This window comes from Microbacterium sp. JAI119 (genome assembly GCF_013410135.1).
Taxonomy (GTDB): Bacteria; Actinomycetota; Actinomycetes; order Actinomycetales; family Microbacteriaceae; genus Microbacterium; species Microbacterium oxydans.
On the sequence record NZ_JACCCK010000004.1, the window covers coordinates 14,253 to 30,726 of the forward strand.

At 71.4% G+C, this 16,474-nt stretch carries 16 protein-coding genes; 12 read left to right on the top strand and 4 right to left on the bottom strand.

The window, feature by feature from the left end; genetic code table 11:
* Positions 1-22: 22 nt before the first annotated feature.
* From HDC31_RS16155 to HDC31_RS16165, 3 genes are all read right to left on the bottom strand, one after another.
* Positions 23-883 (bottom strand): F510_1955 family glycosylhydrolase, encoded by an 861-nt coding sequence (locus tag HDC31_RS16155; protein ID WP_060959933.1) that lies wholly within the window; start codon positions 881-883, stop codon positions 23-25.
* A gap of 117 nt (positions 884-1,000) precedes the next feature.
* The gene (locus HDC31_RS16160) at positions 1,001-1,615 is read right to left on the bottom strand and encodes a DUF305 domain-containing protein (protein WP_056207384.1); all 615 of its coding nucleotides are present in this window, start codon (positions 1,613-1,615) and stop codon (positions 1,001-1,003) included.
* Between the two features lie 100 nt (positions 1,616-1,715).
* Positions 1,716-2,186 carry a DUF6153 family protein gene (locus HDC31_RS16165; RefSeq protein WP_036286051.1) on the bottom strand — a complete coding sequence of 157 codons (471 nt, stop codon included), beginning with the start codon at positions 2,184-2,186 and terminating at the stop codon, positions 1,716-1,718.
* A 164-nt stretch (positions 2,187-2,350) separates the two neighbouring features.
* Between HDC31_RS16165 and HDC31_RS16170 the strand changes: the two genes are divergently transcribed.
* From HDC31_RS16170 to HDC31_RS16210, 9 genes are all read left to right on the top strand, one after another.
* Positions 2,351-2,806 (top strand): DUF6153 family protein, encoded by a 456-nt coding sequence (locus HDC31_RS16170; RefSeq protein ID WP_056207388.1) that lies wholly within the window; start codon positions 2,351-2,353, stop codon positions 2,804-2,806.
* A gap of 223 nt (positions 2,807-3,029) precedes the next feature.
* Positions 3,030-3,872, top strand: coding sequence for a M23 family metallopeptidase (locus HDC31_RS16175; RefSeq protein WP_179516350.1), 843 nt, complete (start codon positions 3,030-3,032; stop codon positions 3,870-3,872).
* Positions 3,872-4,762 (top strand): prolipoprotein diacylglyceryl transferase, encoded by an 891-nt coding sequence (gene lgt / locus HDC31_RS16180; protein ID WP_005049593.1) that lies wholly within the window; start codon positions 3,872-3,874, stop codon positions 4,760-4,762. Before HDC31_RS16175 ends, lgt begins: the two co-directional genes overlap by 1 nt.
* On the top strand, positions 4,740-6,386 hold the full coding sequence (locus HDC31_RS16185; RefSeq protein WP_005049591.1) for a cytochrome c biogenesis protein ResB: 1,647 nt from the start codon (positions 4,740-4,742) through the stop codon (positions 6,384-6,386). Before lgt ends, HDC31_RS16185 begins: the two co-directional genes overlap by 23 nt.
* Positions 6,370-7,368, top strand: a complete 999-nt coding sequence (gene ccsB / locus HDC31_RS16190; RefSeq protein WP_005049590.1) for a c-type cytochrome biogenesis protein CcsB — start codon at positions 6,370-6,372, stop codon at positions 7,366-7,368. The genes HDC31_RS16185 and ccsB overlap by 17 nt, the downstream gene beginning before the upstream one ends.
* 25 nt (positions 7,369-7,393) lie before the next feature.
* A complete protein-coding gene (locus HDC31_RS16195) occupies positions 7,394-7,669 on the top strand; it encodes a hypothetical protein (protein ID WP_005049588.1) in 276 nt (91 codons plus the stop codon).
* A gap of 19 nt (positions 7,670-7,688) precedes the next feature.
* The gene (locus HDC31_RS16200) at positions 7,689-8,318 is read left to right on the top strand and encodes a TlpA disulfide reductase family protein (RefSeq protein WP_005049587.1); all 630 of its coding nucleotides are present in this window, start codon (positions 7,689-7,691) and stop codon (positions 8,316-8,318) included.
* Positions 8,318-9,046 (top strand): cytochrome c biogenesis CcdA family protein, encoded by a 729-nt coding sequence (locus HDC31_RS16205; RefSeq protein WP_005049586.1) that lies wholly within the window; start codon positions 8,318-8,320, stop codon positions 9,044-9,046. The genes HDC31_RS16200 and HDC31_RS16205 overlap by 1 nt, the downstream gene beginning before the upstream one ends.
* 96 nt (positions 9,047-9,142) lie before the next feature.
* The gene (locus HDC31_RS16210) at positions 9,143-10,609 is read left to right on the top strand and encodes a hypothetical protein (protein ID WP_179516351.1); all 1,467 of its coding nucleotides are present in this window, start codon (positions 9,143-9,145) and stop codon (positions 10,607-10,609) included.
* Between the two features lie 183 nt (positions 10,610-10,792).
* Here HDC31_RS16210 and HDC31_RS16215 read toward each other — a convergent pair whose 3' ends face one another.
* Positions 10,793-12,706: a DUF4396 domain-containing protein gene (locus HDC31_RS16215; RefSeq protein WP_179516352.1), complete on the bottom strand. Its 1,914-nt coding sequence runs from the start codon at positions 12,704-12,706 to the stop codon at positions 10,793-10,795.
* Between the two features lie 424 nt (positions 12,707-13,130).
* Here HDC31_RS16215 and HDC31_RS16220 point away from each other — a divergent pair, with 424 nt between their 5' ends.
* The 3 genes from HDC31_RS16220 (at position 13,131) to lnt (ending at position 16,469) form a co-directional block, all read left to right on the top strand.
* On the top strand, positions 13,131-13,577 hold the full coding sequence (locus HDC31_RS16220) for a hypothetical protein (RefSeq protein WP_036286063.1): 447 nt from the start codon (positions 13,131-13,133) through the stop codon (positions 13,575-13,577).
* Positions 13,578-13,845: 268 nt separating this feature from the next.
* The gene (locus tag HDC31_RS16225) at positions 13,846-14,865 is read left to right on the top strand and encodes an NAD(P)/FAD-dependent oxidoreductase (RefSeq protein WP_179516353.1); all 1,020 of its coding nucleotides are present in this window, start codon (positions 13,846-13,848) and stop codon (positions 14,863-14,865) included.
* Positions 14,862-16,469, top strand: coding sequence for an apolipoprotein N-acyltransferase (gene lnt / locus HDC31_RS16230; RefSeq protein WP_179516354.1), 1,608 nt, complete (start codon positions 14,862-14,864; stop codon positions 16,467-16,469). Before HDC31_RS16225 ends, lnt begins: the two co-directional genes overlap by 4 nt.
* Positions 16,470-16,474 lie beyond the last annotated feature (5 nt).

Consider the following 16,474-nt stretch of genomic DNA (forward strand, 5'->3'; position numbering starts at 1 on the left):
CGCCAGGTGCGAATGACGGTGGTCATGGTGTTGCCGCCGGGATGAGAACGGTGGCGGTGGTGTCGCGGATCCAGACCACGCCGCGGTCATCGACCAGGACGATCGCACCGTCCCCGGTGACCCCGAGGGCTTGGACGGTTCCCGTGGTGGTGCCGACGTTCTCCCAGCCGGTGCCGACTAGGCGTCGCAACGTCCCGTCGGTGTCCACTCCGACCACCCCACCGGTTGGGTCGGTCTCCACCAGGTACAGCACTGGCGCGTCCGGCGCCGGGGTGAAGGTGGCGCCACCGTCGGTGCTGTGCTGCAGCCCGTCCTGGGTGGCGGCGTACAGGGTGCCGTCGGTCGCGGCGGCCAGGTCGACGGCGGGCAGCTCGGCACCGTCCGCCCAACTCTGCCCGCCGTCGCTGCTGGTGCGCAGCAGCAGCCGGGAGGATCCGATCCCGTACAGGGTGCCGTCGCCGGTGACGGTGAGGACGTGGAAGTCCTCTTCCCCGGTGAACGCGACCGGTTCCCACGAGGCGCCGGCGTCGAGGCTGCGGATGATGCCGAGGTTGGGGGCGCCGAGCTCCGCCGGGGTGGACGGGCCGGGGTGCCCGGACGCGTAGAGGGTGTCACCGGTAGCGGTCAGTCCCATCGCGTCCAGGTCGATGCCACCGACCGGGCCGGTGACGGTGCCGTCCTCGCCCAGCGTGTACAGGCCGGTGTGGGTGCCCAGCAGCACGGTGCTGTCACCGGCGTCGACGATGCCGTGCACATGCCCGAACCCGGCCGCGGTGCCCGCGGGGGCATCGGGCTCCGCAGGGGTGGTGCTGCAGCCCGTGAGCAGCAGCGCGACGGTGACGGTGGCCGTGATCGCCAGTCTGCGGGTGGTGGGAGAGATCATGAACGGAGGTCCTTTCCGTGCGGGTACGCCGGATACCGGTGACCGCACAGGGGTCGAGGGTGGGGCCTCGGACGGGACCGGCATCGGGAGCGCGGGTCCCGTCCGAGGGGTACCGGGTCAGAGGCTGGCGAGGATGTCCTGCATCGTGGTGATCTCGGCGGTCTGCCCGTCGATGATCTGCTGCGCGAGGGCGGCCACGTCCGGGTTCTGTCCGTCGGTGAGCACCGACTGCGCCATCGTCACGGCGCCCTGGTGGTGAGCGATCATGCCGTTCAGGAACAGGCGGGTCGCCTCGACCCCGGTCGCGGCATCCAGAGCGGCCATGTCGTCCTCCGACATCATCCCGCCGCCCATGTCCATGCCGTCCATCCCGGACATGGAGTCGTCGTACGGGACGCCCCACTCCTCCAGCCAGCCCTTCATGGTCTGGATCTCCGGGTCCTGTGCGGCCTTGATCTGCTCGGCGAGGGAGACGACTCGCTCGTCGATGCCGTCTTTCGCGAGGATCTGATCGGCCATCTCGATGGCCTGCTGGTGGTGCGGGATCATCATGGTCACGAACATCTCGTCCGCGGCGTTGAACGCGGCGGCGGACTGGGAGGGGGCGGTGCTGGTCATCCCCCCGGGTCCGTGGTCCATGCCGGGCATGGTGCCGTCGGTGGGGGCGCAGCCGGCGAGCACGAGCACGGTGGCCAGGGCGCCGGCGGTCAGCGTGAGAGTACGAAAACGCATCAGGGGTGTCCTTGTCTATTCAGTCGGTGAGGGTCTGATTCAGTGCCCGGGAGGGCAGGGTGCAGCATCCCCGGCAAGGGTCGCCGGGGTTCAGGCGGAATCAGGTGCGACTGATGGACAGGACAAGCAGTGAAGGCGGGCGGGGATGCGGCAATCCGACCAGCAGAGTCCGGGTATGGGAGCGCGAGCGGGCTACGGCGTATGTGAGAAGGGCACGGGACGTCGGGGCGAGCAGGACGATCACCGCGGCCAGCAGCGCCAGCACGCACACCATCATCAGCATCGAGTGATCCGGCATCCCCGCAGGGCTGCCGCACCCGTCCTGGCAATGCCCTCCAGCGCCCTCCGCCGCAGCTGCGGTCATCGGCGTATCGTCGGCGGCGGCTGGTGCGGAGCCGACCTGGCTGTGCGTGCTCATCGCGCTGGTCTCTGATGCCAGGGCGGGCTGGTGGGAACCGGTCAGGACGTGCATGGACAGCAGCCCGGTGATGATCGCCAGGGCGATCGGAGCGGCCAGCAGGAGCCGTCGCACCCCGGGGGTCAGACGCGCGTGCGAGCGAATCACGTTCACGACCGACCTCCTTCCCGTCCAGGGTAGCGGTGCCTTGCCTCCGCGACACGGTCAGAACACCACGCACGGGAGCGGGTGCCCCCTACCACTCAGCATATACCCATCCGGGGTATCCAGGATGGGTATCGCTTCGGGGATGGCTACCCGCCCGGGGTATGCTGGGCGTGATCGAGGAAGGGGCGTCGACGGTGAACCAGGTGGTGGCGCGACGGCGGGCACTCGGGTCCCGGCGTGCCCTGTGGTTCTACCTGGCCGCGGTGACCGCGATCATCGCGGGGCTGCTTGCGATGCATTCGCTGAGTCTGGAAGAGGACCAGGCGGGCACTGTCGTGTCCGCCTCCGCAGTCGTTGCGGCCCCCGATGCCGCCGCTGATGTCCTGGTCAGCGGGGTGGTGACGCCCTCGTGCGATGAGACGGTCTGCGGGACGTCTCATGCTTTCGCTGCCGTGACGTGTCTGCTCGCGTTGCTGACCCTGCTCATCCTGGTGCTCCCGGCCCGGGACGGGTGGATGTCGCTGCTGGCGTGGCTGCGATCCCTCCCCGGCAGGTCGAGCTCGTTCACGTCCGGGTCGCCTCTTCTGCGGCCCTCCCTGATCGTGCTGTCGATCAGCCGCACCTGATCAGCACCCCGCCCGCGCCCGCCGCCTGAGCCGCCGCCGGCGCGTGATGTCGCCGACGGTCCACGATGTGCGGCCCGCAGGCGAGCGCGACCCGTCTGCGGCAGCGCCATGGGTGATCCGATCCCGGATTCTCGCCGTGCACTCCGGGCCGCGGCTCCCGGTTGGACCGTGTGACGGCGACCGTGCGCACCTTCATCGTCCCCCTCATCCAGGAAAGTCTTGTATGCCCGAACCCGCCCCCTCCACCCCGACTCCCGGTACCGGAACGCGCCGTGCGGCGAGAGCCGCCCTGTCTTCCCCACCCGTCCAGACGCGACGCGATCGACGCCGTCGGCCCACCCGTGCCGCCCGGACACCTCGACACGCGCCGCGCCGCACGCTCACCCGATCCCGGATGCTCGCCGGCGCGGTGATGCTCCCGGTCGCGTCGATCGCCGGACTGCCGTTGCTGATCCCGTTGACGCCGGAGCCGGTGTTCGCCGTCGAGGCGACCCGCACCCCGGTGCGCGCCCAGTCGTTCACCACCCCCGACACCGTCACCGGGACGGTGATGGTGCGCGGGGACTACACGGTGGCGGTGACCGCCCCCGTCGGGACCGAGTCGTACGCGCACACCGCGGACACATTCACCAACGACCCGGCATCGGCGGTGCAGTGGCCGTTCACCGTGGGAGTGCCGATCAGCAGCACGTTCGGGTACCGCACCCCGCCATGCCCGTCCTGCTCAAATTTCCATGCCGGACTGGACATGACCCCCGGGATCGGCACCCCGATCCAGGCGATCGCCGACGGGGTGGTCACCACCGCGACGGAGCAGGGCGGCGCGTACGGGGTGTACGTGGTGATCCGGCACGAGATCGACGGGCAGGTCGTGGAAAGCGCGTACGCGCACATGCGGGAAGGGTCCCTCGCCCTGACCCCGGGACAGACCGTGCGGGTGGGGCAGATGGTCGGCCGGGTCGGGGACAGTGGACGCAGCTTCGGCGCACACCTGCACTTCGAGATCCGCACCGGAGGCGAAGCGGTGGACCCGCTGGCGTGGCTTCCGGCGAGGGTGAGGCCCTGATGGACGCACTCCTCATTGTGGCTCCGGCGCTGATCCCGAGCCCGGGGATCAGCTTCGTTCAGGTCGGTCCGTTCCAGATCCGGTTCTACGCGCTGGCGATCCTGGCCGGGATCGTGCTGGCGGTGCTGATCACCGGCCGTCGGCTGCGGGCGGTCGGGCACCCGGCCGGGGTCGTGGTGGATGTGGCGATGTGGGCGGTGCCGTTCGGGATCCTCGGCGCCCGGATCTACCATGTGCTCACCCATCCCGGCGACTACTTCTTCCCTGGCGCGGACCTGTGGCGGGTGCTCTACATCTGGGAAGGCGGGATCGCAATCTTCGGTGCGATCCTGGGCGGGCTGGTCGGGATTGTGATCGGCACCCGTCGCGCCGGGATCCCGGTGCTGCTGTTCCTGGACGCGCTCGCGCCGGGGATGCTGGTCGCCCAGGCGGTGGGACGGCTGGGGAACTACTTCAACCAGGAGCTGTTCGGCCCGCCCACCACCTTACCGTGGGGGCTGCAGATCGACCCCTCAGCCCCCGCGATCCCGCCGGGGACCCCGGCGGGGACCCTGTTTCATCCGCTGTTCCTGTACGAGCTGCTGTGGAACCTGGCCGGTGCCGCCGTGATCGTGCTGCTCGAGCAGCACCGCCGCCGGCACGGCCGGATCACGCTGGGCGCCGGGCGGAGTCTGGGCGTGTACCTGCTGTGGTACGGGGCGGGGCGGGCGGTGCTGGAGTCCATCCGGCTGGATCCCACCGAGCTGCTCGCCGGCGGGCTGAAAGCGAACGTGCTCACCGCCCTGGTGGCCGCCGTACTGGGGGTCGGGCTGCTCGCCCACGCCTCCTGGCGCGCCCGCCGCCGCGCACCCGTCCGGGGGAGGGGGGATGCGCGTGTCGATCCGCAGTGAGCAGGCCCCGCAGCTGCCCGCCGATCACGTCGACCGGCCGGTGGAGGAGCGCACGAATCCGCGCCTGAGCGTGTCGGGGTGGGCGCGGTGGGCGTGGCGGCAGCTGACCAGCATGCGCACCGCCCTGGTGTTGTTGCTGCTGCTCGCGGTGGCCGCGATCCCCGGGTCGTTGATCCCGCAACGCTCCTCCGACCCGAACGGGGTGATCCAGTTCGACAAGACCAACCCGGGCTGGATGTGGGCGGTGGACCTGCTGCAGCTGCACGACGTGTTCGGGTCGGTGTGGTTCTCCGCGATCTACCTGCTGTTGTTCGCGTCGCTGATCGGCTGCGTCATCCCCCGCATCCGCCACCACCTGACCGCGCTGCTCGCCCCGCCCCCGGCCACCCCCCGCAACCTGTCCCGCCTGCCCGCCCACACCCGCCGCGTCCTCCCCGACACGCCCCCCGGTGCGGTCTTGGACGCGGCCGAGAAGGCGCTGCGTCGGCAGCGGTACCGCACCCGCCGGGTCCGCGGCGACGACGGACGGGACTCGGTCGCAGCCGAGCGCGGCTACCTGCGGGAGACCGGGAACCTGCTGTTCCACGTGGCGCTGCTGGCGGTGCTGGTCGTGGTCGGCGTCGGCGGCGGGTTCCGGTTCACCGGGCAGCGGGTGCTGGTGGAGGGGCAGACGTTCGCGTCCACCCGGATCGCGTACGACTCGTTCACCGCCGGCCGGTTCATCACTGACACGCAGATCCCGGCGTTCTCCCTCACCCTGGACCGGTTCCGCGTCGACTACGTCCTGGACAACGTCAACGCGCTCGGCATGCCGAAGACGTTCGACGCGCAGGTCACGACCACCACTGGCGGCACCCGGCAGGCCTCCAGCATCCGGGTCAACGAGCCGCTGCCGGTGGCTGGCACCGACATCTATCTGCTCGGCAACGGGTACGCCCCCACCCTCACCGTCCGAAACCCGGCCGGGAAGATCGTGTTCCGTGACACGGTCCCGTTCCTGCCGCAGGACGCGAATTTGACCAGCTTGGGCATCGTGAAGGTTCCCGACGGGCTGGCCGAGCAGGTCGGCCTGGTCGGGATGCTGTACCCCACCCGCGCGACCACCGCCTCTGGGGCGTTCGCGTCCAGCTACCCGGACCTGCTGGACCCGGTCGTCACCTTCAACGTGTACGTCGGCGACCTGGGCCTGAACACCGGGGTCCCGGTGTCGGTGTACGCACTGGACACCAGCACCCTCACCCAGATCGCCGGGCGGGGCACCCCCACCCCCGCCCTGCAGTTGGTCCCCGGCACCCCGGTTCCGCTGCCGGACGAGCTGGGCACGATCGAGCTCGGCCCGATCCCCCGATTCGCGTCGCTGGAGATCGCCGCCGACCCCACCCAAACCCCCACTCTGATCGCCGCGGTCGTCGCGATGGCCGGGTTGGCCCTGTCCCTGTTCGTGCCCCGCCGCCGCCTTTGGGTCCGCGCAACCACCGGCCGGGACGGCGGCACGGTGCTTGAGGTCGCCGGGCTCGCCCGCGGCGACGACCCCCGCCTGCAACCCACCGTCGACACCCTCGCCACCCGCCTCACCCCTTCCCCCGCACCCCTTCGAGGAGGCTCTGATGACCCCGTTCCTTGACGCCCTGTCCCTGCTGCTGGTGTACTCGGCGATCGCGATCTACGCCGCCGCATTCGTCGCCTACACCCTTCACCTCGCCCGCCGCGCCAGCACCCCTGCCGTCCCGGTCACCGTCCGGGTGCCGGTCACCGCCGGCGCCACCAGCACCACCGACCCGGACCTGGCAGGCACACCCACCGCCCCCGCCCCCGACACCGCACCCGGTGCCGCCGCTGCCCCGGGGGGCGGACGGGGGGCGGGGAAGGCGGCGCGGGTCGGGTTCGTGTTGACCGTGCTGGGCTGGGTGTTCCATCTTGCCGGGGTGGTGCTGCGCGGGGTCGCCGCGGACCGGGTGCCGTGGGCGAACATGTTCGAGTTCTCCCTCACCGGCACCGCCCTGATCATCGCCACCTTCCTGGCCGTGTCGCTGCGGGTGCGGCTGGCGTACCTGGGCAGCGCCGTGCTCGGGCTGACCGTGCTGCTGCTCGGCGTCGCGACGGTCAGCTTCTACGTCCCCGTCGTCCCCCTGATGCCCGCCCTGCAGTCCGGGTGGCTGGTCATCCACGTGCTGGTCGCGCTGCTGGCGACCGCGTTCTTCGGGCTCGCGTTCCTCGTCTCCCTCACCTACCTGCTCACCACCCGCCGCCGCGGCCTCCCCTCCCGGCTCACCCGGCTGCGGGACAGTCTGCCCGGGCCGGAGGATCTGGACCGACTCGCATACCGGCTGACGATCGTCGGGTTCATCCTGTGGACCTTCACCCTGATCGCCGGGGCGATCTGGGCCGGCCGCGCCTGGGGCAGGTTCTGGGGGTGGGACGTGAAAGAGGTGTGGACGTTCATCATCTGGGTGCTCTACGCCGGATACCTGCACGCCACCGCCACCCGCGGCTGGGCCGGCACCCGCGCCGCCTGGCTGTGCATCGTCGGCTTCGCCGCCGTGCTGTTCAACTTCGGCGTCGTCAACGTCTTCTTCACCGGGCTGCACTCCTACTCCGGACTGTGACCCGCCCCCTGCGAAAGGACCGCTCATGACCCGCACCACCCCCCGCCCCGCCCCAGCTGAGGACCCGCAACGCGCCTGGCGGCGACACCGCCTGCTCGTCCGGGTCGGCCAGGCCCTGATGGCCGCCGGCGCGATCGTCGCGATCATCCACTGGCTCGCGCACCTGGAAGTGTTCGGCCCCGGCCAGCCCTCCGGCTGGCTCGACCTGGTCGCCGGGTACCCGACCGGGGCGCTGCTGCTGATCACCGGCGCCATCCTCGCCGGCCGCCGCCGCCCCACCAGCAAGAGCACGAACACCTGACCGACCGGAGTGATCCCGCATGCGCACCCCCACCACCCTGACACGCCCACCCCGCCGCGCCGTCACCGCCGCCGCGGTCGCCGTGTTCGGCGCGCTCGTCCTGCTTCTGGCCGGGTGCACCGCCCAGACGCCCGGCCTGTTGTCCTCCTCCCCGTCCCCGGGGTATCTGTCCGCGGACGAGACCGTGCGGGAGATCCCCGCCGACCAGCGCGACGACCCGGTCACCTTCACCGGCACCACCGACACCGGGGAGCAGGCGGATTCCACCGCGTGGGCGGGTTCGGTCGTTGTGGTGAACTTCTGGTACGCCGCCTGCCCGCCCTGCCGTGCCGAAGCGCCCGACCTGGAAGCCCTCGCCCAGACCTACCAGCCCGACGGTGTCGTGTTCATCGGCGTCAACGTGCGCGACAGCGCCGACACCGCCGCCGCGTTCGAGAACCAGTTCGGCATCACCTACCCGTCGATCCTGGACGCCACCACCGGCACGGTGCAAGCCGCGTTCGCCGGGAAAGCCGCCCCCGGCGCCGTGCCCACCACAATCGTCCTGGACCGCACCGGCCGGATGGCCGCCCGCATCATCGGGCAACTGCCTACCCGCACCACCCTCGCCGCCCTCATCGACACCGTCCTCGCCGAGACGAGCCCCTGATGGGGGAGATCATCACCGCCGGCAGCATCTGGGCCGCCCTCCCCCTAGCCCTCCTCGCCGGGCTGGTGTCCTTCGCCTCCCCCTGCGTGCTCCCCCTCGTGCCCGGCTACCTCGGCTACCTCACCGGCACCACCACCACCGCGGGGGTCTCCCGGTGGCGGGCGCTGGCCGGGACCGGACTGTTCACCCTCGGCTTCTCCGTCCTGTTCATCGGCTACGGGGCCGCGTTCGGCGCCCTGGGGGCCTGGCTCATCCGCTGGCAAGATCTCCTCACCCGCATCCTCGGGATCGTGGTCCTGCTGATGGGGCTCGTGTTCCTCGGCGTGTTCCGGCTCTTCCAACGCACCGCGAAACCCGCCATCCACCCACCCAGCGGGCTGGCCGGAGCTCCCCTGCTCGGCATCGCGTTCGGGCTCGGCTGGACCCCGTGCCTGGGCCCCACCCTCGCCGCGATCTCCGCCCTCAGCCTCACCACCGGCAACCCCGCCCGCGGCGCCCTCCTCGCCGTCACCTACTGCCTGGGCCTGGGGTTGCCCTTCATCGCCGCCGCCGCCGGCCTGAACTGGGCCACCGGAAGCATCACGTTCCTGCGCCGCCACATCCGCACCATCAACATCACCGGCGGGGTCCTCATGATCGCCACCGGCATCGCGATGATCAGCGGAGCCTGGACACTCCTCACCTCCAGCATCCAGAACCTCATCGGAGCCACCGTGCTCCCCCTCTAACACACCTCTAACACCCCGCTGCCGCCGGGAGCGGGGCCATGGCGTTAGCCGCCAGGGCCGGACCGGCTCCCTGCCGCATCACAGAAAGGACAGACCATGCGACCACACGGCAGCCGTGACCGCGCCCCCATCCCGTCCGAGCCGGACCCGGCCCGCGGTTCCCCGGCGCTGGGGGCAGGGGGCGTCTGGGTCGCCGCAGCGGCCGCGGCCGCCGGGGTTGGGTCGGCGTATTGGGACGACTCCTGGCACACCACCCTCGGCCGGGACAGCACCTTCATCCCTCCGCACCTGCTGCTGTATGCGTCGATCCTCACCGTCGGGGTCGTGATCGCCGGCTGGGGGTGGCGGCGGCTGGCCGCGACACGATCCGTGGCCGCCGTGTTCCGCACTCCCGGGTTCGCCCTCGCGGTCGCTGCGGCGGTCGCGACCGCGGCGGCCGCGCCCGCCGACGCGTTCTGGCACACCGCGTTCGGGCGTGACGCGGTGCTCTGGTCGCCCCCGCACCTGCTGTCGGTGATCGGCACCCTGTGCGTGCTGATCGGCCTGCTCACCGGCACCGACCGGCACGTGCCCGCCCCGCCGCGGATCGCCCTGGCCGCAGGCGTGCTGGGGGCGGCGCTGATCATCGTGATGGAATACGACACCGACGTGCCCCAGTTCACCGAGACCCTGTACCTGCCGCTGCTGCTGGCGACCACGCTCGGCGCGGCATGGGTGATCACCACCCTGGTCCCCGGCCGCACCCGCCTTGTCCTCGTCGTCGCCGTGTACCTGGTGTTCCGGGTGGTGCTGTGGGTGCTGCTCACCACCTCTGGGTGGCTCGCCCCCGACCTGCCGGTCGCGGTGGCCGGTGGCCGCCCTCGCCGTGACCACCCTGCAACTGCTGGCCTCCGGGACCGGGATCAGCAGCGTCCCACCCACCCCCGTCGCCTGGTCCGCCGTCGGCACCACCACGGTGATCATCGTCAGCATGATCGCCCTCACCGTGCGGCCGGGGACTCGCCTCCGATCCGGCGGCGCGGCCGCGGCCCTCACCCTTTGCTGGTCGCCCTCGCCCCGCCCCCACCCGCGCAGGCGCACGACCCCGGCCAGGGCACCGCCTACGGCACCGCACAGATGACCGTCACCGGCGACGGCACCGGGCAGCTGACCGTCACCATCACCGGCATCCGCCTCACCGACGACACCGACCTCACCCCGTCCCGTCTGGTCGCCCGCCGCACCGGAGAGGACCTCACCGCGCCGCTGCGCGCACAACCCGGCACCCCGCCTCCCGGTACCTTCACCGGGGAACTGGCACTGCCGTCACCGGGGCTGTGGTTCGTGTACGCCCAGTTCGCCACCGGCGAACGCACCCTCGAGGTGTGGGTGCCCGTCGATCAGCAACTCACCGGCCCGCAGAGCCAGCAGCGCAACCTCTACCAGCCCGTCACCGCCCTCACCCCGTCACCGGGGCAGATCATCCTCGGCGCCGTGCTCCTCGCCGTCTCGACGGCACTCACGGTCGCCGCGGCCGTCACCGTCGCCCGCCGCCGACGCGTCCTCCCTCCCGCGACCACCTGACCACGGCGAGGTCACCGCGCCCCGTTGCGGGCGGGCGGGCGATCTCGGCCTCCGGCAACCGAAACGGTCGGGCACGATGAGCTGGGCACCCCTGGCATCCGCCTGCTGTGCTGCCGGAGGGCGCGGACGTGACTCGACGCGGCAACGGCGACCACAACGGCGGCGGTTCTTCGGTTCGTGGGGTTATTCGGTGACGTTGATGATCATGGTCAGGCCGCCAGCGCCGTCGGTTTCGACGTTGTTGTTGGTGGTGTGGTGGTTGATGTGGCAGTGGATGAGCCACTGGCCGGGCTCGAGCGCGTTCCAGAGCACGTCGTAGCGTTGTCCCGGCCCGACGTTGATCGTGTCGGCCTGGAACTGCTGCGCCGTGGTGAGGGCCGCCCCGTCGCGGGCGACGACGGTGAACGGGCCGCCGTGGATGTGCATCGGGTGGATGTCGTTGGTGTTCGAGCCGATGAACCGCACCCGGAGGGTCTCCCCCACCTTCATGTCGATGGTCTCGGTGGCCGGGTACGCCTTCCCGTTGATGGTGAAGTAGTTCGGCATGCCCCCTTCCATCGGCATCGCCGGATAGGTCAGCCCCTCCCGGGACAGCCACTCCTGCAGCTGGATCGTGTACTCGCGATCGGCAGGCGGCTGCAGGCCAGGGTCGGCGGGGTCGATGATCAGCGCCCCGTACAGGCCGAGGGCCTGCTGCCGGTCGGCGTGATCGTGGGAGTGGTAGAAGAACGTGCCCCACTGCTTCACCGTGTACTCGTACCGGTAGGTGTCGCCGGGTTGGATGGGATCCTGGGTGATCCCGGCGGGCCCGTCCATCTCGTTGGGCACGTCCAGGCCGTGCCAGTGCACGGTCGTGGACTCGTCGAGCTCGTTGGTCACGTCGATGCGGATCCGGTCGCCCTGGGTGACCTGCAGCCGAGGCCCCGGGATCTGCCCGTTGTACGCGTACGCGTCGACGGTGACGCCGGGGAGGATCTCCCAGCGGATCTGCGACACGGTCAGCTCGAACACCCTCACCCCGTCCTCGACGCGGGCAGGTTCCAGCACCTCATCACCGCGGGTGTCCACGTCGTACGCGGCGGTCGCGGCCCGCGGGTCGACGGCGGCCATGTCCCGCATCGCCTCGGCGGGGGTGTCACGGGTCATGATCATCCCGGGCGGCATGATCAGCCCACCGACGTCGTGCGCGCTGAGAGTCATGTTGACGGCGTTCGCGGGGGCGACCATCCCGACCACGAGCGCGATCGCGGAGAACGCGCCGACCACGGTCAGCTGCGGCACGGTCACCGCTCCGGCGCCAGAAGGCTGGTGCGCCTCATGCCCCGACCCCGGCGACGACGCACCGCCCGCCGCCTGGTCGTGGCCGGCGTGCGCCTCCGGCCGCGGGCTGTGCTGCGCGTGCGCGTCATGCTCCTGGGGGTGGGTGGCGGGCTGGGGGCGGACGGTCATCAGACCGTGCTTGAGGCCCTTCTTCACCATCCACACGTTCACGGGGTAAGCGAGCACGAACCCGACCGCGATCCCGAAACTCATCACCGCCCAGAACAGCAACTCGGTGGGCAGCATGGCCCGCATGTCGCGGCCCATCATCAGCAGCGACATCACCGGCGCCATGCCCGCCATCATCAAGTTCATGCTGATGAACTCGGGCAGGAACGAGCGGCGCACGTTCTGCCAGTAGCTGCCGCCCATCATGTTCTTCATGAACAGGGCCTGGAACACGAACAACCCGAACGCGAACCCGGCGGCGTACTCGATGATCAGATCCAGCCACATCGGCAGGCCCAGCGACGCGACGACGACGGCGGCGACGATGATGCCGGTGGCATCGCCCGCGACGCAGTGGATGGTCGAGCCGATGCCCTGCTTCCACAGCGGCCGGGTGAACTCCTCATGCTCTCCCGGCCGTGGCTCCTTGTCCGCGAGCACATACAGCAGCGCCCCGATCGGCCCCAGGTAGAGGGTGACCAGGATGAAGCCCCACTTCATCACCGCCGGCTCCGGGTTGTGACGGAACTGGTCCACCCCGACCCAGATCGTGCTGATCGCGACCAGCGCGAACCAGGCGACCAGGAAATAGTCGATCGGTTGAATCAACCTCGCCCGCCTCTCCCTCGCACACGACTCCCCCACACCTTATACCCCCTATAGGTATTCTTTCAATCGGCGCCGCCTCGGGTGCCGACGGGTGCACGTGCCCGGTGGGGCGAACCTGACGCAGCCGAGACGATCGCGGCGGAGTTCAGCGACCCGTGCCGTCCTCAACGGCGCCGCCGAAGAAGTCCGCACCGGCAGACTCGACCCCGACGGCGTCACGGCGATCCTGCTGCCCGCCTTGACCGACACCACGGCACCCCGAGGGCACTGATCCTTCCGCTCAGGAGACGGACGTCGTTCGCCGATAATCGAGAACGACGTGCCGGTGGACGCGATGTGGCTGCTCTGTCGGCGAAGGCGTGGAAGGCCTGCGGCCGGGCGAGATCCGGGAGACGCAAAGGTCGGATTGGTACAGTGAGGGACTATGCCCCGCGACCCCCGATCCCGGCCCGACCGGGTCATCGCGGCGGGGTGGTGGTCGGGGCGGCTGCTGACCATCCTGGGCCTGGCACTTGTGCTCATCATCGGCGGCTGGACCACCTCCCACACCACGGCTGACGCGCACGCCGACACCAGTGCGGGCTCCCCCGTCGCGACCGGCTCTACCCCAGACTCGGGGGCACCGGTGGAGGGCCGGACGGCGTCGTCCTCTGCGGGGGTGTCCGTCGATGCGTCCGGGGCGTGGGGGTGCCTGATCGGGGTGGTGTGCACGCTGCTGGTACTGGCGGCCGTGACGGCTTCCCGGCTCCAGGGCCGGCTGCGGATACTGCGGGTATCCCGTCCGGTGCGCGCGCCGCTGCTGGTGCCGGTGCCCGTGTCGCGGCGTCCGGCCGCGCCCTCACTGCTGCTGTTGTCGATTTCCCGAACCTGAGATCCGGCATGCCGCCCACCCATGGGCGGCGTCTTCCCGCCCGCCCGTGTGCGGGCGCTGTGTGATGCCGATTTCTAGGTTTGGAGAATGTCTTGACGACCCGTATCACGGCGGCCCCCTTCGCCGGTCCGGTGCCGACGGCTGCGGCCGGTCACCGCCGCCCACCCGGCCCCGCTCGGCCCCGTCCGGCCCCGTCCCGCCGCGGCGCCGGCGCGATCATCCTCCGTCCATTCCCGCCCCGGCCCTCTTCTGCGGGGAGGGGGTGGTGATGCGGTCGGGGTTGACGCATCGGCGGGCGATCATCGTCGGGGCCGGGCAGGCCGGGCTCGCGGTGGCCGCCGCGCTGATCGGGTTGGGGTTCCGGCCGCAGCAGGAGTTCGTGGTCGTCGACGCCGCCACGGACCGGCAACGCAGTTGGGCGTCCCGGTGGCATTCGATGCGGCTGCTATCCGACGCCCGCCACAGCACGCTGCCAGTCCGGCCTCTACCGGTGGACCCGCACGAGCACCCGCGGGCGGATGAGATCGCGAACTACCTGGACCAGGTGCAGCACACCCTGGGGGTGGACCCGTTCTGGGGGTTGCGTGTGGTCGGGGTGGAACGCGTCGGTCACGGGTCGGTGCTGCAGCTGCAGACCGCAGAGGGCGACGTGCAGACCCGCAACGTGGTGTGCGCGACCGGCGCCGCCACCCACCCCCGCATCCCTGCGTGGGCGCAGCAGCTGCGGGTGCCCGGGGTGGTGGTGCACAGCGCCCACTACCAATTCCCCCGGCAGGTGCCCACCGGGCGGGTGCTGATCGTCGGCGGCGGAAACAGCGGCGTGCAGCTGGCGCGAGAGCTATCCACCTCCCACGAGGTCACCCTCGCGGTCCGCACCCGGCGCCCGCACCGACCCGCCCGTACCTTCCCCGTCCACGCCCGGGCAGGCTCGTCCTGGCTGGGTCGCCCACCCGCCGTGCAGCCGGTGTTCGGCGACAGCTACCATGCGCTGCGTCACGCGGGTGTGGCGGTCGCCCCGGCGGTGACCGGCGCGGACGGCGGGCAGGTCACGTTCGCCGATGGCAGCACCCTCGCCCCGGACTCGGTAATCCTCGCCACCGGGTACGACCCCGGCGAGGACTGGCTCCCCGCCGAGGCGACCGCAGCCCGGTCCCGCCCGGCGATGACCGGGCTGCCGGGCTTGTTCGTCGCCGGGATCCCCGCCCACAGCCGCCCCGGAGCGGACACCCTCGCCGGGGTGTCCCGGGACGCCGCCGTAATCGCCCGCACCATCGCGGACCGGCCATGACCGCCACCCCGACGACCCTCCAGGACCCGCACGGACGCCCCCAACCCACCCCGCCGAACCGCCGCGCCCGGGCGGTGATGCCATTGGCGATGGCGTTGCCGGTCGCGGCAGCCGCGGCGGTGCTGATGGATCTCGCCTACCCGGAGGTGGGATTCTGGCCGGCCGCGTTCGCCGCGACCGGGCTGCTGCTTCTCGCCCTGATCGGCCGGAGCGTGTGGGGGGCGGTGGCGGTCGGGGCGGTGTTCGGGTTGCTGTTCTTCGGGCTGCTGGTGTCCTGGACGACCCGGTATCTCGGGCCGGTGCCGTGGGCGGCACTGACCGTGGTGGAAGGGACCCTGACCGCGGTCGGGATCATCCCGCTGGCACTCGCCTACCGGTGGGTGCCGCGCGCCGCCCCCGGCCCGGTCGGACGCCTGCTCCTGCTGCCGGGCCTGGTGGCCGCGTTGTGGACGGGCCGGGAGGTGCTGCTGGGCGCCTGGCCGTACGGGGGGCTGCCGTGGGCGCGGCTCGGGATCACCCAAGCCGACAGCCCCCTCGTTCAGACGGTGTCCTGGGTCGGGGTGAGCGGGCTCACCTTCCTGATGGTCTTCACCGTCGCCGCCGCGATCGAAGCCATCCGGACCGGCCGGTGGCGTCGCCCGTTCCCCGCCGCCGTACCCGCCGTCACCACCCTGATGCTGGTCCTGGTCCCGGCGTTTCCCACCACACCGGCCGGGACGATGCGGGTCGGGGCGGTGCAAGGCAACGGCCCGTCCGGGTACTTCGACCAGCGCACCGTGGGGGCGATCGCCCGGGCGCAGGGGGACGCGACCGGCCCGGTGCTCGACGCGGGTGTGGATCTGGTGGTGTGGCCGGAAGGGCTGGATGCTGACCCGTTCCAGACCCCGTGGCTGGCCGAGTATCTCACCGGCATCAGCACCCGGGCAGGTGCCCCGCTGCTGGCGAACGCGGCCACCACGGCGGGCGGCAACATCTACAACACGTCGTTCCTGTGGGACCCGGCCACCACCGGTGCCACGCCGCAGCGGGAGCAGGTGCAGACGCACGCGAAACGCCACCCGGTGCCGTTCGGCGAGTACGTGCCCGACCGGGCGTTCTACACCCTGCTCGCCCCCGACCTGGTCGGGCTGCTGCAACGCGACTACGCGCACGGCACGGACGTGCCGCTGGTCACCGTCGGCGGTGTGCCGGTGGGGTTGGCGATCTGCTTCGACGTGATCTACGACGAGGTCATCGCCGAGAGCATCACCGCCGGTGCGGAGCTGCTGGTGTTCCAGACCAACAACGCCGACTTCCGCGGCACGGACGAGAACCTGCAGCAGCTCGCGGTCGCCCGGATCCGCGCGGTAGAGACCGGCCGTACCGTGGTGAACGTCTCCACCGTCGGCACCAGCCAGATCATCCGCCCCGACGGCAGCACCCTCACCGGTCTGCCCGCCGGACAGGCCGGGGCGCTGATCGCCGACACCGACCTGCGCACCGGCATCACCCCCGCCGTCCTCATCGGGCAAGGCGTCTCCGCTGTCACCTTGTGGGGTGGGCTGGGTGGTCTCGCCCTCACCGGCGCGATCGCCTGGCGGCGGCGCACCCCTGCTGTGGCCTGACTAGG